The following is a 23,820-nucleotide window of genomic DNA, read 5'->3' on the forward strand; positions in this document are numbered from 1 at the left end:
TATTGGCTGCAAGGGGGCGAATTTCTCGCCACCGGAAACGAACAAAGCCCAACTTCTGGAGATAGACAAATGACCAAGAACATCCTCGCCGTCGCCCTGTTTGCCGCTTTCGGTACCGCCTTCGCCCAGGCTCCCGCTGCACCGGCTGCAGCCCCTACCGCCCCCGCTGCCGCAACCACCGCTGCCACCCCGGCCAAGGCCGCAGTCGAAGCCCCCCAAGCCGAAGCCAAGCCGGCCGCCAAGCATAGCCACAAGAAGGTGGCCAAAAAGGCCGAGCATCCCGCCGCCAAGGCTGAGGTGAAGACGGAAGAAGCCAAGCCGGCGGTGGAAAAGAAGGCCGAAACCCCCAAGACTGAAACCAAGGCAGCCGAACCCGCCAAGAAGTAACGTCCATACTGCCGCCCCCTGAGGCAGGCGCAGCAATGAAAAAGGCGCCGGATCTTTCGATCCGGCGCCTTTTTTCTGGAGATTGCCGCGACTTACTTGGACAGACCCACCAGGTAATCGACAACCTTCTTGAAGTCATCGTCGCTGATGCTGGAACCGCCCTTGGGAGGCATGGCGCCCTTGCCGCCAATCGCGTTCTTGTACAGGGTATCCTTGCCCTGGGCAATACGGGGGGCCCAGGCGGCCTTGTCACCAGCCTTGGGAGCGCCGGCCGCGCCGGAAGCATGACAGGCGGCGCAGATGCCGTTATAGACAGTCTTGGGATCGACGGGGCCGGCAGCCTGGGCGGCACCGGCAACATGCAGGGCAACCTTGGCCACCGGAGCGATGCGGGCGTCGGCATCGTCGCTATTGGCGCCGCCGGCCGTACCCTTGCCCAGCTTGGAGAGGGGAACGATGAGAATCATCAGGACCACCGCCACGGCGATGGACCAATACATGATGGACTTGCTGGAGGTTTCTTTTTGCTCAGCCATGCTGAAATCCTTTGATTACTGTTGGGGGGAGGGGAGGTGGAATTATATCCGTAAAGTCAGAGCCTTCCCACGCAAGGGCATGGACGCCAGGGAGAAAACCGGGTATTCTTGCCGTCCCCTTTAGCGCCCGTAGCTCAGCTGGATAGAGTACTGCCCTCCGAAGGCAGGGGTCGTGCGTTCGAATCGCGCCGGGCGCGCCAGTAATTCAAGAGAAAAAGGCTACCGACCAGGTAGCCTTTTTCTTTTTCTCCTCCGCGAAATTTCCCCTGACCGGGAAGCCCCGACCGGATGGCCTACATCCGGTGCTCCAGGGCGTCCTGTAGGCCCAAATTCTCCCCACCCGCCTGGATATGGTTGGCCATGGTCTCGATGCTGACCTGGTAGCCGACCCGCCGGAAGCGTTCCGCCCAGTCCGCCGCATCGTCCTGTGAAGCCAGCCAGGGGCCGGCATCCACCATCCATTTGCCGCGGTGATCCAGACATTTTGTGACGACGCGATGCACAACCCATCCTGCCATTGCCATTACTGAGACGGGCGATATGACCGGGGGCTCACGGCAGTTCCCCTCCCGCCCCGCCAGGTCGGCAAGGCGGGCTTCTGTCCCACCCGAGGCATTGATTCAGGGCATGAAAAAGCCGGCCCGCAGGCCGGCTTTTGTACAACGGCAATGCCGCCTTATTTCTTCCAGGCGTCGGCCTGCACCATGCCGTCGTCGCGCCAGGCTTCCCGGGCGGCCTTGTTGGCGACCCAGTTGGGCAGGAAGGTGTAGGCCTCGTCCAGCAGGTGGGGCGTGTGGCGGCCAGGGGAGTAGCGCAGGGAACGCTCGTAGTACTCCTGCAGGGCCGGCTTGAAGTTGGGGTGGGCACACTTCTCGATGACCACCTTGGCCCGGGCCTTGGGGGAGAGGCCGCGCAGGTCGGCCAGGCCCTGTTCGGTGACGATCACCTGCACGTCGTGCTCGGTGTGGTCCACGTGGGAGACCATGGGCACGATGCAGGAGATGGTGCCGCCCTTGGCGCTGGAAGGCGTCATGAACATGGAGATGAAGGCGTTGCGGGCGAAGTCGCCGGAGCCACCGATGCCGTTCATGATGGAAGTGCCCATGATGTGGGTGGAGTTCACGTTGCCGTAGATGTCGGCTTCGATGAGCCCGTTCATGGCGATGACGCCGAGGCGGCGGATCACTTCCGGGTGGTTGGAGATTTCCTGGGGCCGCAGGATGATCTTGTCCTTGAAGTCCTTGAGGTTGGCGGTGAGGTCGGCCAGGGCTTCGGGGCTGAGGGAGAAGGAAGTGGCGGAAGCACAGGTCATCTTGCCGCACTTCAGCAGTTCCAGCATGCCGTCCTGCAGCACTTCGGTGTAGGCGGTGAGGTTTTCGAAGGGACCATCCTTGAGGCCGGCCATCACGGCGTTGGCCACGTTGCCCACGCCGGACTGCAGGGGCAGCAGGTTGGCCGGCAGGCGGCCCATCTTCACCTCATGCTGGAGGAAGTCCAGGATGTGGCCGGCGATCAGCTTGGAGTTGGCATCCGGCGGGGTAAAGGCGGAGTTGCGGTCCGGCTTGTCGGTCTCGACGATGGCGATGATCTTGCTGGGGTCCACGTTGAAGTAGGGCTGGCCGATGCGGTCTTCGGTGCGGACGATGGGAATGGGCTTGCGATGGGGCGGCAGGGCGGTGCCGTAATAGATGTCGTGCATCCCTTCCAGCTCCAGGCTCTGCCAGGAGTTCACTTCGAGGATGATCTTGTCGGCCTGGTCCAGCCAGGTCTTGTTGTTGCCGACGGAGGAAGACGGGATCAGTTTGCCGTCTTCGGTAATGCCGGCCACTTCCACCACGGCCACGTCCAGCTTGCCGAGGAAGCCGCCCCAGACGAACTGGGAAACGTGGGACAGGTGGATGTCGATATATTCCATCTCGCCGGCGTTGATGCGCTTACGGCAGGTGGGATCGGACTGGTAGGGCAGACGCATCTCGACGCCATCCACCATGGCCAGGGCACCGTCCAGTTCGGGGGCGGTGGAAGCACCGGTCCAGACGCCGATCTTGAACTTCTTGCCGTTCAGATTGGAATCCATGATGTGCTTGGCCAGGGCGGCGGGCACCACCTTGGGGTAGCCGGCGCCGGTGAAGCCGCTCATGCCGACGTTCATGCCGGACTGAATGAGGGAGGCGGCCTGCTCGGCCGACATGATCTTGCTGCGCAGGGCAGCATTGAGAATCCGTGTTCCTGCGGACATGGGTGAAACTCCTGCTGTGAATTGTGGGACAGCGGCGGTCCGATGCTCTTGTTTGGCCCGGTGCCTGACGCTGGCTGCTCTCTTTTACTGCTGGCCGGCAGGGCGGCGATAGCCGCCCCCATACGCAAAAAGCCGCCCGTGTTGGGGGCGGCCTTCCTTCGGGTGCAGATCAGGCCGGCGAGCCGATCTGGGCGATCGCAGCCTCGTAGGCCGCGTGGGTATCCTGATGGGAATTGACCGACATGTGCATGTCGTGGGCCAGGCCGTCGGCCAGGCCATAGACCCAGCCGTGTACGGTGACATCCTGGTTACGCTCCCAGGCGTCGCGGACGATGGTGGTGTGGCAGATGTTGAGCACCTGCTCGATCACGTTCAGTTCGCACAGCCGGTCGTGGCGGAGCTGGGGATCGGTGATGACGGACATAATGCCCCAGTGTTTCTGGCGCACGTCCTGGATGTGGCGCAGCCAGTTGTCCACCAGGCCTACCCGGGTGTTCTCCAGGGCTGCCTTGACGCCGCCGCAGCCGTAGTGGCCCACCACCAGAATGTGCTTTACCTTGAGCACATCCACGGCATACTGGAGCACCGAGAGACAGTTCAGGTCGCTGTGCACCACCACGTTACCCACGTTGCGATGCACGAACACCTCACCCGGCTGCAGGCCAGTGATCTGGTTGGCCGGCACACGGGAATCGGAACAGCCGATCCACAGGTATTCCGGGTTCTGCAGCTTGGCCAGACGGTCGAAGAACTCCGGGTCCTCGGCGCGGATGCGCTCGGACCATAGCCGGTTCTGCTCGAAGAGGTGTGCAAGCCTGGAGCCCATGCTTCCGCTTTCATTTCATAATTATGAATAACGACATTTTACCCCATGCGTCGGCGTATGGCGGAAAATCCGCCTAAGTACCCATCTGGCAAAGGTAAAATTACTTTTTGACGACCTGTTCAAGCCCCTGCCAGTCAATTACGGGTGGTGAACAGGCAAATTTCCGGCCGGCTCACTGACAGACCGGCCGCCAGGGAGAACCACCATGATCGTCAAGTTCCAGTCCGTCGCCACCGCTGACGTCATCACCTTCGCCGATGTGGCCCGGGCCCTACTGCGCATCCTCGGCAAGGAAGCGACCGCCCGCGGCGTCATCACACCAGAGGAAATGCCCGAGGCCCTGGCCCGGCTCGCCGCCCTCGGCCACCGCAACGGCGACGCCGCCCAGGAGCAGGCAGAACACGCCGATAGCGGCATCGGCATCGAAGCCCACGAGCTGGTGGCCCTCTCCCAGCGCGCCCAGCCCTTCATCCGCATGATCGACCGGGCCCACTTGGCCAACAAGCCGGTGACCTGGGTCGCGGCCCAGGATTTCCACGACGCCTGACCCCGCTGCCCCTCCTTTGGCCGAGCTTGCGTCTCCAGCCCGGCCCAGGCTGCCCCAAGCGATTCCATCAGCATTACGGGGAATTCCGGAGGGGACGAGGCGGCCCGATTTGGTAAGATTGCCCGTCTCAACTACAACGGCGTTCGCCGACCCCCGGAGACGGCATCCCATGGTTCCCCACCTCACCACCGCCCTCACGGGCCCCCTGCTGGACCTGGAAAAACGCTTCCTCGATGACAGCACCCGCATCGAGCAATGGCTGCGCGGCCAGTGGCAGGAACACACCCCGCCCTTCTACGGCTCAGTGGACCTGCGCAACAATGGCTTCAAGCTGGCCCCGGTGGATACCAATCTCTTCCCCGGCGGCTTCAACAACCTGAATCCCGCCTTCCTGCCCCTGTGCGTGCACGCCACCATGTCGGCCATCGAGAAGATTTGTCCCGATGCCCGCAACCTGCTACTCATCCCCGAGAACCACACGCGCAACCAGTTCTACCTGATGAACGTGGCCCAGCTGGCCACCATCCTGCGTCAGACCGGCCTCAACGTGCGCATCGGCACCCTACTGCCGGAGATCACCGCGCCCACCACCATCGAGCTGCCCAACGGCCATAGCCTGGTACTGGAACCCCTGGTACGCACCCAGTACCGCCTCGGCCTGAAGGACTTCGACCCCTGCGCCATCCTGCTCAATAACGACCTTTCCGCCGGGGTGCCGGAAATCCTCAAGGGCCTCAACGAGCAGTTCCTGCTGCCGCCCCTGCACGCCGGCTGGGCGGTGCGCCGCAAGTCCCAGCACTTTGCCGCCTATGACCAGGTGGCCACCGACTTCGCCGCCCACCTGGGCCTGGACCCCTGGCGCATCAACCCCTATTTTGCCGTCTGCAACCAGATCAACTTCCACGACCGCCAGGGCGAGGACTGCCTGGCCGGCCAGGTGGATTTCCTGCTCGCCCGCATCCGCGAGAAGTACAAGGAATACGGCGTCACCGAGACCCCCTACGTGGTGGTCAAGGCCGATGCCGGCACCTACGGCATGGGCGTGATGACGGTGAAGGACGCTTCCGAAGTCACTGGCCTCAACCGCAAGCAGCGCAACAAGATGAGTGTCGTCAAGGAAGGCCTGGAAGTCTCCGAGGTGATCATCCAGGAGGGGGTGCACACCTTTGAAAGCATCAATGACGGTGTCGCCGAGCCGGTGGTGTACATGATCGACCGCTACGTGGTCGGCGGCTTCTACCGGGTGCATAGCGGCCGGGCCAAGGATGAAAATCTCAACGCCCCGGGCATGCACTTCGAGCCCCTGGCCTTCGAAACCTGTTGCAACCAGCCCGAACACGCCCTGGCCCCGGATGCCCCGCCCAACCGCTTCTACGCTTACGGCGTGGTGGCTCGCCTGGCCCTGCTGGCAGCCTCCGTCGAGCTGGAAAATACCGCGCCGGCCGAGTAATCGGCACCTTGGGGAGGCGGAGCGGGAACCTTCCCGGCTTTGCCCTCTCTGAACAGGCCGCTCAACGCTCCCCGCCCCTCAGGACAACCCATGCGCATCGCCTTCATCGTCGACCCCCTGGACCAGCTCAAGGCCTACAAGGATTCCTCCATCGCCATGATGCGGGCGGCGGAACGCCACGGCCACGAAGTCTGGGCCATCCAGGCGGACAGCCTGCGCTGGACCCAGGCCTCCGGCGTCCAGGCCGAGGCCTTGCAACTCCACGCCCGCCCCGATGACCACGACTGGTACCGGGAAATCGGCCGGGGCCTGCGCGGCCTCAACGAATTCGATGCGGTGGTGATGCGCAAGGACCCGCCCTTCGACGTTGAGTACGTCACCGCCACCTGGCTGCTGGAGCGGGCCGAGGCCGAAGGGGCACGCATCTTCAACAAGCCCCAGGCCCTGCGCGACCACTCGGAGAAGTTCTCCACCACCGAATTCCCCCAGTTCACCGTGCCCGCCCTGGTCACCCGGGATGCCCACGCCCTGCAGACCTTCATCGATGCCCAGCGCGACGTGGTGATGAAGCCCCTGGATGGCATGGGCGGCAGTTCCATCTTCCGCGTGCACCGCAACGAGCCCAACCGTAACGTCATCATCGAGGTGCTGACCCAGTTGGGCCAGCGCACGGTCATGGCCCAGCGCTTCATCCCCGAGATCAGCCACGGCGACAAGCGCATCCTGCTCATCAACGGCAAGCCCGTGCCCTACGCCCTGGCCCGCATTCCCAAGGCCGGCGAAACCCGGGGCAACCTGGCCGTGGGCGGCACCGGCGTGGCCCAGGAACTGTCGCCCCGGGACCGGCAGATCGCCGAGACCCTGGGGCCGATCCTGGCCGCCCGGGGCCTGTTTCTGGTGGGTCTGGACGTGATCGGCGACTGGCTTACGGAAATCAATGTCACCAGCCCCACCTGCATGGTGGAGATTCAGCAACAGACCGGCTTCGACGTGGCCGGCGCCTTCATCACCGCCCTGGAGCACGCATGCGGTTCGTAGCACCCCTGTTGTTGGCCTGTTTGCTGTCCTTCCTCACTGCCTGCACCCAAGCCCCTCTGGCTCAGCAGGAAGCCTATGTCTTCGGCACCCGGGTCGAGGTGCTGGTGGCCGGCGTTCCCGAGGCCGATGCCCGGACCGCCGTCAGCGCCGTGCTGCAGGAATTCGACCGCCTGCACCGGGCTTACCATGCCTGGCAACCCTCGGAGCTGACCCGGCTCAACGAGGCCATCGCCGCCGGCAAGCCCCTCAAGGTTTCCCCCGAACTACGCCAACTGCTGCAGGACTCCCAAGCCATCGCCGCCAAGGGCCAGTGGCTGTTCGACCCGGCCATCGGCCGCCTGGTGGCGCTGTGGGGCTTCCACGCCGACGAGTTCAAGCCAGCCCTGCCGGACCCCAACCGGGCCAGCTTTCTGGCGGCGGCACGACCTTCCCTGCGGGATCTGAGCTTCAAGGGCGACACGGTCTTCTGCATCAATCCCTCGGTGGCCATCGATCTGGGCGGCTACCTCAAGGGTGTGGCCCTGGACCGGGCCGCCGCCATTCTCAAGGAACGGGGCATCCGCAACGCCCTGATCAATATCGGCGGTAATGTCCTGGCCCTCGGGGAAAAGAACGGCGATCCCTGGCGGGTGGGCATCCAGCATCCGCGCCAGGCCGGCCCCCTGGCCAGCATCACGCTGAAGGATGGCGAGGCCATCGGCACCTCCGGCGATTACCAGCGCTACTTCGAACTGGATGGCAAACGCTACAGCCACCTGATCGACCCTCGCACCGGCTTTCCGGCCCCGGGCACCCAGGCGGTGACTGTGCTCATTCCGCCGGGGCCCCAGGCCGGCACCCTCTCTGACGCCCTCTCCAAGCCCCTTTTCATTGCCGGTGCGCGGGACTGGAGCCGTCTGGCCCAGGCCACCGGCGTCACCCAGGCCCTGCGAGTGGATGCAGATGGCAGCATCCAGGTCACCAAAGGTTTGTCCGAGCGCCTCAAATGGGCAGACGGGGTGAAGGGTGCAACGGTAATATCCCCCTAGACCAAGCTGTCCCAGGAGGATGCCCCATGACCGACCCGCTGATCGAAGCCGCCGTGCGCCGTCGTGTCGGCATCGCCGCCCTTCGGCGTATCCATGCATTGCTTGGGGCAGAGGCGGCGGAACGCCAGCGCATCCTGACCTTCACCCGGGTCGCCGGCTACGCCGCGGCAGCCCTGGTGCTCCTCGCAACCCTCGCCGTCTTCGGCGCCAGACTTTGATTTCCCGGCAGGACCTTACGCTAGAATGACAGTTGGAATTTTGATCATCGCCCACGGCGACATCGGCCCCGCCCTCATTGGTGCCGCCTCCCACGTACTCGGCCGCGACGTCTCGGCCGAACGGGTGGAAGGCCTGAAGGCCGGCCACGACGAGGACCGGGAAGCGCTCCTGGCCGAAGCCCGGCGGCGTATCGCTGCCCTGGACGATGGCGACGGCGTGCTGCTGCTCACCGACCTGTTCGGCGCCACCCCGGCCAATGCGGCCCGGGAGTTGCTGGTGCCGGAGCGTGTGGCGGGTGCCGCCGGCGTCAGCCTGCCCATGTTGCTGCGGGCCATCAATTACCGCCAGTTGCCCCTGGAAGCCTTGCGGGACAAAGCCCTCACCGCTGCCAGCGAATGTACGGCAGCCCTGCCCTGAGGCCGGGCGCCACCGAAGCCAAGGAGTTTGCATGAGCCAGACCTGTCGCGCCGAAACCGAGATCGTCAACAAGCTGGGCCTGCACGCCCGGGCCTCCGCCAAGCTCACCCAGCTGGCCGGCCGTTTCAAGAGCGAGGTGTGGATGGAGCGCAACGGCCGCCGCATCAACGCCAAGAGCATCATGGGCGTGATGATGCTGGCTGCCGGCAAGGGCAGCACCGTAGCGGTGGAGACCATCGGCGACGATGCGGAACAGGCCCTGCAGGAACTCCTGGCCCTGATTGCCGACAAATTCGGCGAAGGCGAGTAAACCCCGGCCCATCCCCCAGGATAGTCAGCGGCCCAAAACTATAAAATTCAGGAGACCGACATGAGTTTCACCATCCACGGCCTTGGCGTTTCCGGCGGCATTGCCATCGGGGTGGCCCAGCTCATGTCCCACGCCACCCTGGAAGTGGCCCACCTGACCCTGGGCCCGCGCATGGTGGACAAGGAAGTGGCCCGCTTCGAAGAGGCCATCCTGGCCGTCCAGGCGGAGCTGGAACTGCTCAAGGTGGAAGCCGGCAAGGGCAATGCCCCGGCTGAGTTACGGGCCTTCGTCGATCTGCATGGCATGATCCTGGCCGACCCGGAACTGTCGGAAGTGCCCAAGCAGATCATCCGGGAGCGTCGTTGCAACGCCGAATGGGCGCTGGTGCAGCAGATGGAACGCCTGGTGGAGCAGTTCGATGCCATCGACGATGCCTACCTGCGGGAACGCAAGGCCGACGTGGTGCAAGTGGTGGAGCGGGTGGTCAAGGTGCTGCTCGGCCATCCCGGGCGCTCCGCCCTGCGGGCCCGCAAGGGGGTCAAGGAAGCAGACCAGATCATCGTCGCCCACGACCTGTCGCCCGCAGACACCATCGGCTTCAAGGAGCAGCGCTTCGCCTCCTTCATCACCGACGTCGGCGGCGCCACCTCCCATACCGCCATCCTGGCCCGTTCCATGGCCATTCCCTCCATCGTCGGCCTGCACCGGGCGCGGGACCTAATCCGCGACGGCGAACTCCTGATCATCGACGGTACCCGGGGCGTGGTCATCATCAATCCAGACGAGCGGGTGCTGGAGGAATACCGCCTGCGCAAGAGCGAGCTGGAGCTGGAACGCTCCAAGCTGAAGCGCCTGAAGACCATGAAGGCCAGCACCATCGATGGTGTGGACGTGCAGATGTACGCCAACATCGAGCTGCCGGAAGACGTGGAGGCGGCCCGTACCGCCGGCGCCGACGGCATCGGCCTGTTCCGCACCGAATTCCTCTTCCTCAACCGGGGCGACATGCCGACGGAGGACGAACAGTTCGAGGCCTACCGCAAGGTAGTGAAGGGCATGGAAGGCCGGCCGGTGACCATCCGCACCTTCGACCTGGGGGCCGACAAGAGCCTGGATGCCATGGACCGGGTGCAGACCAACCCGGCCCTGGGCCTGCGCGCCATCCGCCTGCAACTGGCCGAGCCGAAAATGTTCCGCACCCAGTTGCGGGCCATCCTGCGGGCTTCCAAGTACGGCAAGGTGAAGCTCCTCATTCCCATGCTGGCCCACGCCCACGAGATCGACGCCACCCTGGCCGCGCTGCAAGGGGCCAAGCAGAGCCTGCGGGAGCAGAAGGTCGCCTTCGACGAAGGCATCGAGGTGGGGGGCATGATCGAGATTCCCGCCGCCGCCCTGGCCATCGGCATGTTCCTGCGGCGCCTGGATTTCCTCTCCATCGGCACCAACGACCTGATCCAGTACGCCCTGGCCATCGACCGTTCCGACGAAACTGTCTCCCATCTCTACGACCCGCTGCATCCGGCGGTACTGATGTTGGTGGCCCACACCATCTACAGCGGCGACAAGGCCGGCCTGCCGGTCTCCGTCTGCGGCGAGCTCGCCGGCGACCCGGCCCTGACCCGGCTGCTGCTGGGCATGGGCCTGCGCATCTTCTCCATGCATCCCTCCCAGATTCTGGAGGTGAAGCAGCATGTGCTGAAGAGCGACGTCAGCGACATCGCCCCCATCGTGCGCAAGATCCTGCGCTACAGCGAGCCGGAAAAAATCCGCGAACAGATCGAAAAGCTCAATGCCTGACCCCGGCCCGGGAGCCCGGTTTGCGCTCCCAGTTGCCGAGGTTTATCATGTTCCATCAGCGCCGATTTGAAATCCATCAGCTTGCGGGCGCTTAATAAATACGGCTAAAGCGAGGACCGATGCCCAGTCCGAGCCCGAGCCAATCTCGTCGTTCCGACTGGGCGTTTTGTTTTGGTGATTGATCCTGCGATGTCAGACAAGCATTCCGTCGGTGTGGTGAGCCCCCTGAAGGCTCATTTCGCCGAACCCATCCAGCTGGCCAGTGGCGCTACTCTCGGCGCCTACGATCTGGTCTATGAGACCTACGGCAGCCTCAACGCTGACCGCTCCAACGCGGTCCTGGTCTGCCATGCCCTCTCCGGCAGCCACCACGTCGCCGGCCATTACGCCGACAACCCGAAGAACATCGGCTGGTGGGACAACCTGGTGGGCCCGGGCAAGCCCCTGGACACCAACAAGTTCTTTGTCGTCGGGGTGAACAACCTGGGGGGCTGTTACGGCTCCACCGGCCCCTCCTCGATCAACCCGGCCACCGGCAGGCCCTATGGCGCCGATTTCCCGGTGGTGACGGTGGAGGACTGGGTGGAAACCCAGGCCCGCCTCGCTGACTGCCTCGGCATTGGCCAGTGGGCGGCCATTCTCGGTGGCAGCCTGGGCGGCATGCAGGCCCTGCAGTGGAGCCTGAAGTACCCGGAGCGGGTACGCCACGCCCTGGTCATTGCCTCGGCCCCCAAGCTCACCGCCCAGAACATCGCCTTCAACGAAGTGGCCCGCCAGGCCATTCTCACCGACCCGGACTTTCACGGCGGCAACTATTACGAGCACGGCGTGGTGCCGGCCCGGGGCCTGCGCCTGGCGCGCATGGTGGGCCACATCACCTACCTCTCCGACGACCAGATGGGCGAGAAATTCGGCCGCCAGCTGCGCCAAGGGGTGCTCAAGTACAACTACGACGTCGATTTCGAGATCGAGTCCTACCTGCGCTATCAGGGGGAAAAGTTCGCCGGCTTCTTCGACGCCAACACCTACCTCATCACCACCAAGGCCCTGGATTACTTCGATCCGGCCCGGGACTTCGGCGGCGACCTGAAGGCAGCGCTGGCCCGGGCAACCGCCAAGTTCCTGTTGGTCTCCTTCACCACCGACTGGCGCTTTGCCCCGGAGCGCAGCCGGGAAATGGTGTACGCCCTGCTGCACAACAACCGGGACGTGTCCTACGCCGAGATCGACTGCAATGCCGGCCACGATTCCTTCCTCCTGGATGACGCCCAGTACCACGCGGTGCTAGGGACGTACTTCCAGGGCATCACGGTTTAAAGGAGGCGGCCATGACCAATAATTCCCTCGACCGCTTCGATTTCGACGTCATCGCCAAATGGATCGCCCCCGGCGAGCGGGTGCTGGACCTGGGCTGCGGCGACGGCAGCCTGCTCAAGTTCCTGGCGGAACAGCGCAACACCCACGGCTACGGTGTCGATATCGACCCGGCCAACGTGCTGGCCTGCGTCGGCAAGGGCGTCAATGTCATCCAGAGCAACCTGGAGCAGGGCCTGGCCGGCTTTGAAGACGGCTTTTTCGACCACGCCATCATGTCCCTCTCCCTGCAGACCGTGCACCGCACCGTGCCCCTGTTGGAAGAACTGCTGCGGGTGGGCCGGGAGGCCGTGGTCTCCTTCCCCAACTTCGGCTACTGGCTGCACCGCCAGGCCATCCTCAATGGCCGTATGCCGGTCTCCAAGGATCTGCCCTACCAGTGGTACGACTCCCCCAACGTGCGCTTCTTCACCATCGCCGACTTCCAGGCCCTGTGTGAGGAAAAGGGCATCGCCATGCGGGAGCTGAAGGCTTTCGACGAAGGCAAGGAAGTGACGGAAGACCCCAACTTCCTCGCCAGCCTGGCCATCTGCCGCCTGGGCCGGGACTGAGCGTGGCCGAGGCCGCGGTCCTTTCCGCCGGCGCCCGTCTGGGCCGGACCTGGCGCCTGGCCGCCATCCTGGTGCTGGGATTCGCCTCCGGCCTGCCCCTGGCCCTCACCGGCCAGGCCATGCAGGCCTGGCTGACGGTGGACGGCATCGACCTGGCCACCATCGGCTTCTTCGGCCTGGTGGGCATTCCCTACACCTTCAAGTTTCTCTGGGCGCCCCTCATGGACCGCTTCGAGCCGCCCTTCCTGGGCCGGCGCCGGGGCTGGCTGGTGCTCACCCAACTGGCCCTGGGCGGGCTGCTGTGGCTGATGTCCGGCCTGTCACCGGCGACGGCGCCCCAGCTGTTCGCCCTGGCCGCGGTGGCCGTGGCTTTCCTTTCCGCGTCCCAGGATGTGGTGGTGGATGCCTACCGCACCGACCTGCTGACGGAGACGGAGCGGGGCCTCGGTGCTTCGGTGCACGTCTTTGCCTATCGCCTGGCCATGATCCTCTCCGGCGGCATCAGTCTCATCTGGGCCGGCCAGTGGCAGTCCTGGCCCAAGGTGTATGCGGTGATGGCCGCCATCCTGCTGGCCTGTGCCGCCTTCTCCCTGCTGGCAGTACCGAAGGTAAATAGCAGCAACAAGCCCCTGGCTTCGGACCCGAAAAAGGAACTCCTGGGGTTTGCCGCCATGCTCGGCGGCGTCGTGGTGGGCTACTTCCTGGCGCGCCAGGCCTTGCTGGTGCTGGGCCTGAATCCCGAAGATGCCAACAAGTGGGTGCAGCTGCTCTTCGTCCTCGCCGAAATCGCCGTTGCTCTGCCCCTGGCCTGGTGGTGCGCCCGCAAGGCCGGCTTCGAGACCCTCAACCAGTCCCTCAACAGCTATTTCGCCCAGACCGGAGCCGGTGCCTTTCTCCTGCTCATCGTCCTCTACAAGCTGGGGGATGCCTTTGCCGGCAGCCTGACCACGCCCTTTCTCATCAAGGGCATGGGCTTCCTGCAGGAGGAAGTAGGTATTGCCAACAAGGTCATCGGCATCTGGCTGACCATCCTGGGAGCCTTCATCGGCGGCCTCATCATGACCCGCCTGGCCCTGTTCCGCTCCCTGCTGCTGTTCGGCGTGCTGCAGCTGCTCTCCAACTTCGGTTTCTACCTGCTGGCCCTGCTCGGCAAGGGGGCCTGGGGAGCGGTGATGGTGCCGGCCTTCGATTGGGGCATCGTTTCCCTGCATACCCCGGCCAGCCTGGACTGGCTGCTGCTGACAGTGATCGCCGGCGAGAACATCAGCGGCGGCATGGGCACCGTGGCCTTCGTCGCCCTGCTCATGGGCCTGTGCAACCACCGTTTCTCCGCCACCCATTACGCCCTGCTTTCAGCCTTTGCCGCGGTGGGGCGCATCTACGTCAGTCCCCTCTCCGGCGTGCTTTCCGAAGCCATCGGCTGGCCGGCCTTCTTCCTCTTCTCAATCCTGGTGGCCGTGCCCGGCGTCGTCATGGTGTGGTGGATGCGCCAGCCTCTGCTGGCCCTGGGCGCTCCCGACACGGCCGGTGCGGTGGACGACTGAGGGCTGACCTCAGTCACCCGCCATCGCCCTCCTACGTCTTTCAGTCACCGATCAGATGCAGCACCACCTCCCGGGTGTGGCCCCGGTGGCGGTGTTCGTAAAGGTAAATACCCTGCCAGGTGCCCAGCACCATGCGCCCGTCACAAACGGGAATGCCGATGGAAGATTGCGTCAGGGCGCTGCGGATGTGGGCGGGCATGTCGTCCGGCCCTTCAAGGTCATGCTCGAAGGCTGGGTCCCCATCTTTCACCAGCTTGGCGAAGAAGCGCTCCAGATCCCGTTGTACCGAGGGATCGGCGTTTTCCTGGAGGAGCAGGGAAGCCGAGGTATGGCGGCAGAAGACGGTGAGCAGGCCCTGGCGGATGCCACTACCGGCGACGAAATCGCGTACCGCAGCGGAGAAGTCGCAGAGGCCGCGGCCCTGGCTGTGCAGTTCGAGTCGGCGCAGGGCCTGGGGCATGGAAAATTAGAGGCAGAGGTACCAGGCAAAGGCCATCCCGAGCAGGGTCAGGGGAAGGGCCGGGGCCAGGATAAGGGCTTTATTGACGTCGGCGGCGCGCATGAAAAGGGCTCCTGAAAGTATGGTCAGATACTAGCAAGAGCCCCCGTTAGCTGCGGTTAAGAGTGGTTACCGTCGGTAACGCAACGTAACCAATCAGCCGTCAGCGTTGATGCGGGCGATCAGGGCCTGCAGGGTGGCCGCCGCCTTGTCGTTGTCCACCTGGCAGGTACCGGCCGCATGGTGACCACCGCCGCCGTATTCCAGCATCAGTTCGCCCACATTGGTCTTGCTGCCGCGGTCGAGGATGGACTTGCCGGTGGCGAAGACCGTGTTCTGCTTCTGCACCCCCCACATGACGTGGATGGAGATATTGGTCTGGGGGAAGAGGGCGTAGATCATGAAACGGTTGGTGGCCCAGATGGTTTCCTCGTTGCGCAGGTCCAGCACCACCAGGTTCTTGTGCACGGTGCTGCAGCGCAGGATCTGTTCCTTGGCCTTGGCGGCCTGGTCGAAATACAGCTCCACCCGCTCTTTTACGTCCGGCAACTGCAGGATGTCGTCGATGCCGTGGTTACGGCAGTACTGGATGAGGTCCATCATCAGGGCGTAGTTGCTGATGCGGAAATCGCGGAAGCGGCCCAGACCGGTGCGGGCGTCCATCAGGTAGTTGAGCAGCACCCAGTCCTTGGGGTCGAGAATCTCTTCCTTGGAAAACTGGGCCGAGTCGGCCTTGTCCACCGCCACCATCATGTCGTCGGCGATATTGGGGAAGGCCTTCTTGCCGCCGTAATAGTCGTACACCACCCGGGCCGCGGAGGGTGCCTTGGCGTCGATGATGTGGTTGGGGCGCTCGCCGGTGTTGCGCAGGGTTTCCGAAAGGTGGTGGTCGAAGGCCAGGTAGGCGCCGGCCACGTAGGGCAGGTTGGTGGTGATGTCCCGCTCGTTGATCTCGATCTTGCCGTCCTGCATGTCCTTGGGGTGCACGAACTTGATGTCGTCAATCATCTCCAGTTCGTTCAGCAGCACGGCACAGACCAGGCCGTCAAAATCGCTACGGGTGACGAGGCGGTACTTGTTCTGACTCATGGTGGCTACGCTCCACTAAGGCTAAAGATCGATCTGAGAATATTAGCAGCCCAGGCCGGGCCGCGCATGGGGAAAGGCCCGGTTCCCGGGCCTCAGCGGCGCTGCCGGCGGCGGTCCAGCCACCAGGCGTAGAACGGCAGGATGAGGGCCGACCCCGGCAAGAGCAGTAACAGCAGATAGGGAGAAAGACGGGAAAGCCGGCGCAAATGCAGCAATAGCTCAGCCTTTTCCGCCGTGGACCACTGCCCGCCGTTGCGGGTTTTCATGAGCAAGGGCATGAGGCCCCGCATCTGCAGGATTTCGGTAACAACGTAGCGGGACTGGCGCTTCTGGGCGGCCAACAACTGCCGCAGCAGGTTCTTCTCGGCCGCCGTATCAGGCAGGGGCGCCGCGGCAACACCCGGTTCGGGGGCGCTCACCTCAGCCCCGGGCCCGCCGGCCCAGGTCGTCCAGGCGCTGGCGCAGGGTGGTGTAGCCGCGCCAGGCCAGATAGCCCCGACGCAGCCAGCGGAAAACCCGCTTCGGCCGCAGGATGAAACTGAGGGCCAGGCCGGCCCCCACGGTCCCCGGATGGGTCTTCAGCCATTGCAGGCCCCGGGCGCCGCTATCGGCGGCCTCCAGGGTGGCCGCCACAGGCCAGGCATCGGCCGCCAGGGCCTCGCGCTGGGCCTGGATGCGGGCGGTAAGCCGGCCCCGCTTATGGGCCAGTTCGAGCAGACGCTGGTTCATGGCTGGCGGTTGTCGCCCTGGCCACCATTCGCGGCGGCCGTTTCGGCTTCGGCCTGGGCCGCCCGCAGGGCATCCAGGTCGGCCTGCAGCTCATTGATGGTGGAGGAGAACAGACCGGAACGGCGGCGGCCCAGGCGCAAGGCGGCCGCGGTGAGGGCCAGGCCGCCACCGATGAAAATGAGGGAGAAGATGGCGAAGATGACGATGCGGCTTTCCCAGAAGGCGGCCGCAATCAGGGCCACCAGCAACACCATGCCGATGCACAGGAAGACCAGGGCGGCGACGGTGCACACCAGCAGCTGGGTGAGGCGGATTTTCTCTTCTTCCAGTTCCGTGGCGAAGAGTTCCAGGCGCGTCTTGCCGGTGGCCACCAGGGTAGCCAGAAGGCGTTTCAGGGAAGCGAAGAAACCCGAGCTGTGGTCGGCCATGGATGTTCCGGAAGAAGGCGGTGAGGCAGAAAAAAACGACACGGAAGGGCCCGTGCCCCTCCGCTTGCAGCCAGCCAGGATTAGCGACGGCCGATGATGACGCCGAGCAGCAGACCCACGCCGGCGGCGATGCCGACAGCCTTCCAGGGGTTTTCGTGCACGAAGTCGTCGGTGGCGCGAGCGGCGGCCTTGGTCTTGTCCACCAGGGCGGCCTCGGCGTCAGCCAGGCGGATCTTGGCGTCGCGCAGACGATCCTGGATCTTCTCGCGCAGTTCGGAAACCTTTTCGCCGGCGGAGCTGGCAGTGGCACGCAGCAGTTCTTCGGCGTCGGCAACCACCACCTTCAGGTCGGTGACCAGCTTTTCCTTGGAGACGGCGGGCAGATCGGTATTGGCGTTCATGGCATTTCCTCGTGTCGGAGTATGTGGCAGAAATCTTGCAGCGGGGCTCCAGCTGGGCCGTCAGTGCGAGTCCATCAGAGTAGCGGGAGTCGGGGCCAAAATCAACGCGGCATAGCCTCGCCAGGGCCGCCGGAACTAGGCCAGCGGGAAATCGTAGTCGATGCTCAGGGGCGCGTGGTCGGAGAAACGCTGTTCCTTGTACACCGCGCCCTGCCGGGCCGTGGCGGCAATGCCCGGAGTGGCGATGTGGTAGTCGATGCGCCAGCCCACGTTCTTGGCCCAGGCCTGACCGCGGTTGGACCACCAGGTGTAGGCCTCACCGCCGGCTTCCGGGTAGAGGCGGCGGAACACATCCACCCAGCCCTTATTCTCGAACAGGTCGCCGATCCAGGCCCGCTCCTCGGGCAGGAAGCCGGAGTTCTTGAGGTTGCCCTTCCAGTTCTTCAGGTCGATTTCCTTGTGGGCGATGTTCCAGTCACCGCACAGCACCACTTCCCGGCCTTCGGCCTGGAGCGCGGCGAGGACGGGAGCGAACTCATCCATGAACTGGAACTTGGCCTCCTGGCGCTCCGGGGAGCTGGAGCCGGAAGGCACATAAACGGAAATCACCGAGAGATTGCCGAAGTCGGCCCGGATGTAGCGCCCTTCCGCATCGAAGCCGGCGTGGCCGATGCCTTCGATCACCCGGTCCGGCGCCCGGCGGCACCACAGGCCGACGCCGCTGTAACCCTTCTTCTCGGCGTAATGGAAATAGCCGGTGTAGCCGGGCGGGTTGAACATGGCCGGCGTGAGGTCGGCCGCCTGGGCCTTAAGTTCCTGCAGGCAGACGATATCGGCGTCCTGCACGGCCAGCCATTCGGCCAGCCCCTTGTTGAAGGCGGAGCGGATGCCGTTGAGATTGAGGGAGATGATGCGTAACATTGCCTTGTTGCGCCGCGCCAAGCGGCGATTGATAGATACAGATACGGGAAAGTTATGGATTTTCGTCAGGAGTTCATCGAGTTCGCCGTGGCCCGCCAGGTGCTGCGTTTCGGCGAGTTCAAGACCAAGGCCGGGCGGCTCTCGCCCTATTTCTTCAATTCCGGCCTGTTCAACGACGGCGACTCCCTGCTGCGCCTGTCCCAATTCTACGCCAAAGCCATCGCCGCATCCGGCCTGCAGTTCGACCTGCTCTTCGGCCCGGCCTACAAGGGCATCCCCCTGGTAGCCGCAGTAGGTGTGGCCCTCGCCAGCCAAGGCCGCAACCTGCCCTATTCCTTCAACCGCAAGGAAGCCAAGGACCACGGCGAAGGGGGCACCATCGTCGGCGCCCCCCTGCAGGGCCGGGTGCTGATCGTGGACGACGTCATTTCCGCCGGCACCTCGGTACGCGAGTCGGTGGAACTGATCCGTTCCGCCGGGGCCACCCCGGCCGGGGTGGTGATCGCCCTGGACCGCATGGAGCGAGGTACCGGCGAACTCTCCGCCGTCCAGGAAGTGGAGCGGGACTACGGCATTCCCGTGGTTGCCGTCGCCAACCTGGAAGACCTGATGGCCTACCTTTCCAACCACCATGAACTGGCGGCCCACCAAGCCGCCGTAGCTGCCTACCGGAGCAACTATGGGGTATCCCGCGCCTAAATTCCTCAAGCCGCTGGGCCTGCTGGCCCTGCTGTTCGCCCAGGCCCTCCAGGCCGCGCCGGGGGACAGCGGTTCCGGTCGCCTGTTCAAGCTCTATTGCTGCGAGATCGAGGGTCAGAAGACCTGCGGCGATACGCTGCCACCCCAGTGCCAGGCCAAGGGCTACAAGGAGCTGAACGGCCAGGGTGTCTCCCGCCAGATCGGGCCGCCCCTGACGCCGGAGCAGCGGGCCCAGAAGGAGCGGGAAGAACAACGCCAGAAGGAGGCGGAGGCCGCCCGCAAGGAACAGGAGCGCAAGGACACGGCCCTGCTCAACACCTACAGCAGCGAAAAGGACATCGACCAGCAACGCACCCGCAACGAGCAGGATCTGCAAAGCCTGATCAAGCAAGGTGAGGGCCGTCTGGCCGAAGCCCAGAAGACCTTGCAGCAATCCAAGGGCGAACTGGAGTTCTACAAGAACCACCCGGTGCCGCCGGAGCTGCACAAAAAAATCAAGGATGCGGAATACGACCAGCGGGTGCAGAAGGACCAACTCGAACGCCGTCGCCAGGAACTGGAGCAGATGCGCCAGAAGTACGACCAGGACAAGCGCCGCTACATCGAGCTGACCCGCAACAAGACGGCCAATCCAGCAGGCCTCCACCCGGCCCTCATCGCCCCCCCGAGTCCGCCGACCCGCTAGTGAACTCAGAGGCCGACACCTTAGCCGGCACAAGCCGCCCGCTGAGCCCAGGGGCGGCTTTTTTGCTGGGCGCGCGGGCCTTGCTGCCCCTCTTGTTGGGCGTCGCTCCCTTTGGCGTCATTTACGGCATGGTCGCCCTGCAATCGGGCATCCCCCCCCTTGCCGCCGTACTCATGTCTTCGGTGGTCTTCGCCGGCTCGGCCCAGTTCCTCCTGGCCCAGTTGATCGGCGTCGGCGCCCCCCTTCTGCTGATGGTGGGGGCTGTGGCTGTGCTCAACCTGCGCCATGCGCTCTACAGCGCCTCCGTGGCGCCCCTGCTGGGCCATCTTTCCTGGCCGTGGAAGTGGCTGCTGGCCTACCTGCTTACCGACGAAGCCTACGCCGCCGCCATTCCCCGTCTGCTCGACCCGGCCCACCGGGCGGTGCGCCACTGGCTGCTGCTGGGCAGCGGCCTGGCCCTGTGGAGCGGCTGGCAGCTCTCCACCCTGGCCGGCGTGCTGCTGGGCCAGGGCCTGCCGGCGGAGCTGCCCCTGGATTTCGCGCTGCCCCTGACCTTCATCGCCATCGTCGTACCCCTCATCAACAGCCGGACCCGCCTGGCGGCCGCCCTGGTGGCCGGCGCCGCTGCGGTCCTCGCTGCCGGGTTGCCCTACAAGCTGGGGTTGTTCGTTGCCGCCCTGGCCGGGCTGGCCGCCGGTGTCCTGCTGCAACCGCGACGGGCAGGCCAGGAGCGGCAGCCATGAACGGCGAACTGTGGCTGCTCTTCGGCACGGCGGGGCTGCTCACCTTCCTCATCCGCCTGTCTTTCATCGCTGCCGAAGGGCGTTTCCGCGCCCCGGCCTGGTTCGCTGCGGCCTTGCCCTTCGTGCCCATCGCCGCCCTCACCGCCCTGGTGGCGCCGGAACTGCTGCTGCAGGCCGGGAGCCTGCACCTGGGGCCGCGCTTCTGGGCCGGCCTGGTGGCCATCGGCGTGGCCGCCTGGAAGCGCCACACCCTGCTCACCATCGCCAGCGGCTTCGCTGCCCTCGGGCTCTTCTCCGCCTTCTAGGTCTGTCCCGGGCGGTTGGCCAGCGCCCCCAACAGGGCACCGGCAGACACCACCACGATGCCCGCCAGGCCCACCCCGCCCAGAGACTCTCCCAGCAACCAGGCGCCTCCCAGGGCCGACAAGCCCGGCACCAGGGCCAGCATCATGGAAGCCTGGGTGGGTCCGATGCTCTGGGTCGCATAGCTGTACATCCAGCCAGCGCAAAGGGCCGCCACCAGCCCTTGATAGACCGCCTGCAAGGCAATGGCCGGCAAGCCCGCCGTGGCCAGGGTACTGGGCAACCACCAGCCGTAGACCGGCAGATAAAGGGCTGCGGAAAAGACCGCCACGGCGGTGATGGCCACCGTCGGGCCGATGCGCCAGTGTCGCATCAGCAGGCCGAACACCGCCCAGCTGGCAGCGGCCAGGAGAAAGAGCGCATCTCCCCGCCAGTAGCCGGCGCCACTGGCGATGAAGACGCTCTCCCAGGCAATGAGGACGATGCCAGCCAGGGAGACGAGCAGGGCCAGCAGGGTCATGGGGGCAATGTGGAAACCGGCCAGCGCCGCCAGGATCAGCACCGTCCAGAAGGGAATGCCGCCGTTGACGAAGACCGCCGCGTGGGCGGTCGGCGCGTAGGAAAAGCCGGAGTAGACCAGCAGGCTGTAGCCGATGCCGCCGCACAGGGCCAGCACCAGGTATTTGCCCCAGTCCTCGAAGCGGGCCAGACGCAGGAAGAAGGGCAGGGCGATGAGAGCCGAGACACCGAAGCGCAGGGCCGCAATGTCGTAGGGCGTGAAGGCGCCCCGGCTGCCGAAGCGGGAGACGATGTTGAAGCCGGACCAGCACAGCACCACGCCGGCAGCGGCGAGAAAACCCCGGCGGCGGCTGGCGGCATCGCTGCTCATACGGGCTCCGCGGCCCGGCGACGCAGGCCGGGGCGGTGACTGTAGGCGCTGAAGCCGGCGAGGGCGGCCTCGGGGTCCTGGCCCGGCGCCAGGGCAAAGGCATCAAAGCCGCACTGTTCGAGAAAGAGCAGCTGGTCCCGCAGCACCTGGCCGACAGCCCGCAGCTCGCCGCCATAGCCGAGGCGACGCAGGTCCCGGGCCAGGGAATAGCCACGGCCGTCAGTGAAGGCGGGGAAGTGCACGGCAATCAGGGGCAGGGCAGCCAGGGCCGGCCAGTGGGCTTCCAGGTCGGCCAGCGCCGTCTCCGGCCCCAGCCACACGCCCACTCGGTATCCCTTGGCCGCCAGGGCGGCGCCGGTGCCGAGCCAGCCGGCCCAGGGCAGGATCAGCCCGGCACCGGGGTGGGGCAGGGTTTCACCGGGGGACTGCAGCCAGCTCCAGGCATCAGCCACAAGCTGCCGATCCTTGATCACCACATTGACGACACTCATGGGCGCGCTCCATAAACGGCCAGCCGGAATGGCTCCAGCCCCAGACGGGCCAGGGCCTCGCTGAAGGTTTCACCTTCCTGGCGCAGGTCCACATAGGTCTGCAACAGGCTGGCGATGACCTCCGGGATGCGCTCGGCGGCAAAGGCCGGGCCGATGACCTTGCCCAGGGCGCCATCCACGCCTTCCCGTCCCCCCAGGGTGACCTGGTACCACTCCTCGTCGTTCTTATCGACGCCGAGAATGCCGATGTGGCCGATGTGATGGTGCCCACAGGCATTGACGCAGCCGGAGATGTTCAGTTCCACCGGCCCCAGGTCGAAGAGGTAATCCAGATCATCGAAACGCGCCTGGATGGCCGCGGCCACCGGGATGGACTTGGCGTTGGCGAGGGAGCAGAAGTCGCCGCCGGGGCAGCACACCACGTCGGTCAGCAGGCCGATGTTGGGCGTCGCCAGGCCGGCCTCCCGGGCCTGCTGCCAGAGGGCGTGCAGGCAGCGCCGGGGCACCCGGGGCAGCACCAGGTTCTGCTCGTGGCTGACGCGAATTTCGCCGCCGCTGTAGGCCTCGGCCAGCCGGGCCACCGCCTCCATCTGGTCCGCCGACGCATCCCCCGGCGGTGTGCCGGTCTTTTTCAGGGACAGGGTGACGATGGCGCAGCCGGTCTCCCGGTGGGGTGCCGTATTGCGCGCCACCCACCGGGCAAAGGCCTTGTCCCGTGCCAAAAGCGGGCGAATGGCCGGGTCTTCCACCGGCTCCGGGGCAGCGGCGGGGGGCTGGAAGAACTGCTCCATGTAGCGGAATTCGGCCTCGGCGATGGTGTTGGCACCGCCCCGGCTGTAGGCCCATTCCTGATCCACCTGGCGAGAGAACTCCGTCAGGCCCAGGTCCTTCACCAGGATTTTCAGGCGGGCCTTGTACTTGTTGTCCCGCCGCCCGTGGCGGTTGTACACCCGCAGGATGGCCTCGAAGTAATTCAGCAACTCCTCCCGGGGCAGGCATTCGTGCAGGCGCTGGCCCACCATGGGGGTGCGGCCGAGGCCGCCGCCGACGTAGATCTCGAAGCCCGGGGCGCCGTCCGCCCCCACCACGGCCCGGGCCCCGATGTCGTGAAAGCGCACGGCCGCCCGGTCGGTCTCGCCGCCGGAAACGGCGATCTTGAACTTGCGCGGCAGGAAGAGGAATTCCGGCGCCAGGGCCGACCACTGGCGCAGCAGCTCACAATAGGGCCGGGGATCGAAAACTTCATCGGCGGAGGCCCCGGCGAAGGGATCACTGGTGATGTTGCGAATGCAGTTGCCGGAGGTCTGGATGGCATGCATCTGCACCGTCGCCAGTTCGGCCAGGATATCCGGCGTGTCTTCCAGGCGCACCCAGTTGAACTGCACGTTGCAGCGGGTGGTGAAGTGGCCGTAGCCCCGGTCGTAGGTGCGGGCGATACGGGCCAGCTGGCGCAGCTGGGGGCTGCTCAGGGTGCCGTAGGGAATGGCCACCCGCAACATGGGGGCGTGGCGCTGCACGTAGAGGCCGTTCTGCAGGCGCAGGGGACGGAATTCGTCTTCGGAGAGGCGGCCGTCCAGGTAGCGGGCCATCTGGTCCCGGAACTGGACCACCCGCTCGTCCACCAGGGCTTGGTCGATGGCGTCGTAGCGATACATGTTTTTTTATGATCTCTCTGGGGTT

30 protein-coding genes and 1 tRNA gene are annotated in these 23,820 nt (G+C 65.3%); 17 read left to right on the forward strand and 14 right to left on the reverse strand.

Going from position 1 to position 23,820, the window contains the following annotated elements; translation table 11 throughout:
* The first annotated feature begins 69 nt into the window (after positions 1 to 69).
* The gene (locus tag AZSI13_RS15105) at positions 70 to 387 is read left to right on the forward strand and encodes a hypothetical protein (protein WP_109042021.1); all 318 of its coding nucleotides are present in this window, start codon (positions 70 to 72) and stop codon (positions 385 to 387) included.
* A gap of 92 nt (positions 388 to 479) precedes the next feature.
* On the opposite strand, the gene AZSI13_RS15110 is transcribed toward AZSI13_RS15105, so the two are convergent.
* Entirely contained in the window at positions 480 to 923 is a 444-nt protein-coding gene (locus AZSI13_RS15110; RefSeq protein WP_109042022.1) for a cytochrome c5 family protein, read from the reverse strand.
* Between the two features lie 123 nt (positions 924 to 1,046).
* On the opposite strand from AZSI13_RS15110, the gene AZSI13_RS15115 reads away from it, so the two are divergent.
* A tRNA-Arg gene (locus AZSI13_RS15115) sits at positions 1,047 to 1,123 on the forward strand.
* A 93-nt stretch (positions 1,124 to 1,216) separates the two neighbouring features.
* On the opposite strand, the gene AZSI13_RS17365 is transcribed toward AZSI13_RS15115, so the two are convergent.
* From AZSI13_RS17365 to can, 3 genes are all read right to left on the reverse strand, one after another.
* Complete coding sequence (locus AZSI13_RS17365) at positions 1,217 to 1,426, reverse strand: hypothetical protein (RefSeq protein WP_133247331.1); 210 nt, start codon at positions 1,424 to 1,426, stop codon at positions 1,217 to 1,219.
* Between the two features lie 173 nt (positions 1,427 to 1,599).
* Positions 1,600 to 3,162, reverse strand: a complete 1,563-nt coding sequence (locus tag AZSI13_RS15120; RefSeq protein WP_109042023.1) for an acetyl-CoA hydrolase/transferase family protein — start codon at positions 3,160 to 3,162, stop codon at positions 1,600 to 1,602.
* 169 nt (positions 3,163 to 3,331) lie between these two features.
* Positions 3,332 to 3,988: a carbonate dehydratase gene (gene can / locus AZSI13_RS15125; protein ID WP_109042024.1), complete on the reverse strand. Its 657-nt coding sequence runs from the start codon at positions 3,986 to 3,988 to the stop codon at positions 3,332 to 3,334.
* Between the two features lie 205 nt (positions 3,989 to 4,193).
* On the opposite strand from can, the gene AZSI13_RS15130 reads away from it, so the two are divergent.
* The 11 genes from AZSI13_RS15130 (at position 4,194) to AZSI13_RS15180 (ending at position 14,263) form a co-directional block, all read left to right on the forward strand.
* On the forward strand, positions 4,194 to 4,535 hold the full coding sequence (locus tag AZSI13_RS15130; RefSeq protein ID WP_109042025.1) for a DUF1840 domain-containing protein: 342 nt from the start codon (positions 4,194 to 4,196) through the stop codon (positions 4,533 to 4,535).
* A 169-nt stretch (positions 4,536 to 4,704) separates the two neighbouring features.
* Positions 4,705 to 5,985 (forward strand): glutamate--cysteine ligase, encoded by a 1,281-nt coding sequence (gene gshA / locus AZSI13_RS15135; protein ID WP_109042026.1) that lies wholly within the window; start codon positions 4,705 to 4,707, stop codon positions 5,983 to 5,985.
* A gap of 90 nt (positions 5,986 to 6,075) precedes the next feature.
* Positions 6,076 to 7,023: a glutathione synthase gene (gene gshB, locus AZSI13_RS15140; RefSeq protein WP_109042027.1), complete on the forward strand. Its 948-nt coding sequence runs from the start codon at positions 6,076 to 6,078 to the stop codon at positions 7,021 to 7,023.
* Complete coding sequence (locus AZSI13_RS15145; protein WP_109042028.1) at positions 7,011 to 8,051, forward strand: FAD:protein FMN transferase; 1,041 nt, start codon at positions 7,011 to 7,013, stop codon at positions 8,049 to 8,051. Before gshB ends, AZSI13_RS15145 begins: the two co-directional genes overlap by 13 nt.
* 26 nt (positions 8,052 to 8,077) lie before the next feature.
* Entirely contained in the window at positions 8,078 to 8,269 is a 192-nt protein-coding gene (locus AZSI13_RS15150; RefSeq protein WP_109042029.1) for a hypothetical protein, read from the forward strand.
* Between the two features lie 25 nt (positions 8,270 to 8,294).
* A complete protein-coding gene (locus AZSI13_RS15155; RefSeq protein WP_109042030.1) occupies positions 8,295 to 8,687 on the forward strand; it encodes a PTS sugar transporter subunit IIA in 393 nt (130 codons plus the stop codon).
* A 31-nt stretch (positions 8,688 to 8,718) separates the two neighbouring features.
* Positions 8,719 to 8,997, forward strand: a complete 279-nt coding sequence (locus tag AZSI13_RS15160) for an HPr family phosphocarrier protein (protein ID WP_109042031.1) — start codon at positions 8,719 to 8,721, stop codon at positions 8,995 to 8,997.
* Positions 8,998 to 9,057: 60 nt separating this feature from the next.
* Positions 9,058 to 10,794, forward strand: a complete 1,737-nt coding sequence (ptsP, locus tag AZSI13_RS15165; protein WP_109042032.1) for a phosphoenolpyruvate--protein phosphotransferase — start codon at positions 9,058 to 9,060, stop codon at positions 10,792 to 10,794.
* 189 nt (positions 10,795 to 10,983) lie between these two features.
* A complete protein-coding gene (locus AZSI13_RS15170) occupies positions 10,984 to 12,111 on the forward strand; it encodes a homoserine O-acetyltransferase (RefSeq protein WP_109042033.1) in 1,128 nt (375 codons plus the stop codon).
* Between the two features lie 11 nt (positions 12,112 to 12,122).
* Positions 12,123 to 12,719 carry a methionine biosynthesis protein MetW gene (gene metW, locus AZSI13_RS15175; protein ID WP_109042034.1) on the forward strand — a complete coding sequence of 199 codons (597 nt, stop codon included), beginning with the start codon at positions 12,123 to 12,125 and terminating at the stop codon, positions 12,717 to 12,719.
* A 2-nt stretch (positions 12,720 to 12,721) separates the two neighbouring features.
* Complete coding sequence (locus AZSI13_RS15180; RefSeq protein WP_201262407.1) at positions 12,722 to 14,263, forward strand: MFS transporter; 1,542 nt, start codon at positions 12,722 to 12,724, stop codon at positions 14,261 to 14,263.
* A 40-nt stretch (positions 14,264 to 14,303) separates the two neighbouring features.
* Here AZSI13_RS15180 and AZSI13_RS15185 read toward each other — a convergent pair whose 3' ends face one another.
* From AZSI13_RS15185 to AZSI13_RS15215, 7 genes are all read right to left on the reverse strand, one after another.
* Positions 14,304 to 14,723, reverse strand: coding sequence for a secondary thiamine-phosphate synthase enzyme YjbQ (locus tag AZSI13_RS15185; protein ID WP_109042035.1), 420 nt, complete (start codon positions 14,721 to 14,723; stop codon positions 14,304 to 14,306).
* Between the two features lie 195 nt (positions 14,724 to 14,918).
* Positions 14,919 to 15,851, reverse strand: a complete 933-nt coding sequence (locus tag AZSI13_RS15190) for an exopolyphosphatase (protein ID WP_109042036.1) — start codon at positions 15,849 to 15,851, stop codon at positions 14,919 to 14,921.
* 92 nt (positions 15,852 to 15,943) lie between these two features.
* A complete protein-coding gene (locus tag AZSI13_RS15195) occupies positions 15,944 to 16,270 on the reverse strand; it encodes a hypothetical protein (RefSeq protein WP_235609793.1) in 327 nt (108 codons plus the stop codon).
* Position 16,271: 1 nt separating this feature from the next.
* Complete coding sequence (locus AZSI13_RS15200; protein ID WP_109042037.1) at positions 16,272 to 16,580, reverse strand: YqjK-like family protein; 309 nt, start codon at positions 16,578 to 16,580, stop codon at positions 16,272 to 16,274.
* The gene (locus tag AZSI13_RS15205) at positions 16,577 to 17,008 is read right to left on the reverse strand and encodes a phage holin family protein (protein WP_109042038.1); all 432 of its coding nucleotides are present in this window, start codon (positions 17,006 to 17,008) and stop codon (positions 16,577 to 16,579) included. Before AZSI13_RS15205 ends, AZSI13_RS15200 begins: the two co-directional genes overlap by 4 nt.
* 80 nt (positions 17,009 to 17,088) lie before the next feature.
* Positions 17,089 to 17,409 (reverse strand): YqjD family protein, encoded by a 321-nt coding sequence (locus AZSI13_RS15210; RefSeq protein ID WP_109042039.1) that lies wholly within the window; start codon positions 17,407 to 17,409, stop codon positions 17,089 to 17,091.
* Positions 17,410 to 17,544: 135 nt separating this feature from the next.
* Positions 17,545 to 18,330: an exodeoxyribonuclease III gene (locus AZSI13_RS15215; protein WP_109042040.1), complete on the reverse strand. Its 786-nt coding sequence runs from the start codon at positions 18,328 to 18,330 to the stop codon at positions 17,545 to 17,547.
* A 54-nt stretch (positions 18,331 to 18,384) separates the two neighbouring features.
* Between AZSI13_RS15215 and pyrE the strand changes: the two genes are divergently transcribed.
* From pyrE to AZSI13_RS15235, 4 genes are all read left to right on the forward strand, one after another.
* Positions 18,385 to 19,029 carry an orotate phosphoribosyltransferase gene (pyrE, locus tag AZSI13_RS15220; RefSeq protein WP_109042041.1) on the forward strand — a complete coding sequence of 215 codons (645 nt, stop codon included), beginning with the start codon at positions 18,385 to 18,387 and terminating at the stop codon, positions 19,027 to 19,029.
* A complete protein-coding gene (locus AZSI13_RS15225; protein WP_109042042.1) occupies positions 19,010 to 19,714 on the forward strand; it encodes a hypothetical protein in 705 nt (234 codons plus the stop codon). The genes pyrE and AZSI13_RS15225 overlap by 20 nt, the downstream gene beginning before the upstream one ends.
* Positions 19,715 to 19,794: 80 nt before the next feature.
* The gene (locus AZSI13_RS15230; protein ID WP_235609794.1) at positions 19,795 to 20,457 is read left to right on the forward strand and encodes an AzlC family ABC transporter permease; all 663 of its coding nucleotides are present in this window, start codon (positions 19,795 to 19,797) and stop codon (positions 20,455 to 20,457) included.
* Positions 20,454 to 20,762: an AzlD domain-containing protein gene (locus tag AZSI13_RS15235; protein ID WP_109042044.1), complete on the forward strand. Its 309-nt coding sequence runs from the start codon at positions 20,454 to 20,456 to the stop codon at positions 20,760 to 20,762. The genes AZSI13_RS15230 and AZSI13_RS15235 overlap by 4 nt, the downstream gene beginning before the upstream one ends.
* Here AZSI13_RS15235 and AZSI13_RS15240 read toward each other — a convergent pair.
* Genes AZSI13_RS15240 through AZSI13_RS15250 form a run of 3 tightly spaced genes read right to left on the reverse strand, consistent with a single transcriptional unit; the run spans position 20,759 to position 23,795 of the window.
* Complete coding sequence (locus tag AZSI13_RS15240) at positions 20,759 to 21,649, reverse strand: DMT family transporter (protein ID WP_109042045.1); 891 nt, start codon at positions 21,647 to 21,649, stop codon at positions 20,759 to 20,761. The two genes, AZSI13_RS15235 and AZSI13_RS15240, sit on opposite strands and share 4 nt — an antisense overlap.
* Positions 21,646 to 22,140: a DUF934 domain-containing protein gene (locus AZSI13_RS15245; RefSeq protein WP_109042046.1), complete on the reverse strand. Its 495-nt coding sequence runs from the start codon at positions 22,138 to 22,140 to the stop codon at positions 21,646 to 21,648. Before AZSI13_RS15245 ends, AZSI13_RS15240 begins: the two co-directional genes overlap by 4 nt.
* A complete protein-coding gene (locus AZSI13_RS15250; protein WP_109042047.1) occupies positions 22,137 to 23,795 on the reverse strand; it encodes a nitrite/sulfite reductase in 1,659 nt (552 codons plus the stop codon). Before AZSI13_RS15250 ends, AZSI13_RS15245 begins: the two co-directional genes overlap by 4 nt.
* Between the last annotated feature and the right edge of the window lie 25 nt (positions 23,796 to 23,820).

It is taken from the genome of Azospira sp. I13 (genome assembly GCF_003112695.1).
GTDB lineage: Bacteria > Pseudomonadota > Gammaproteobacteria > Burkholderiales > Rhodocyclaceae > Azospira.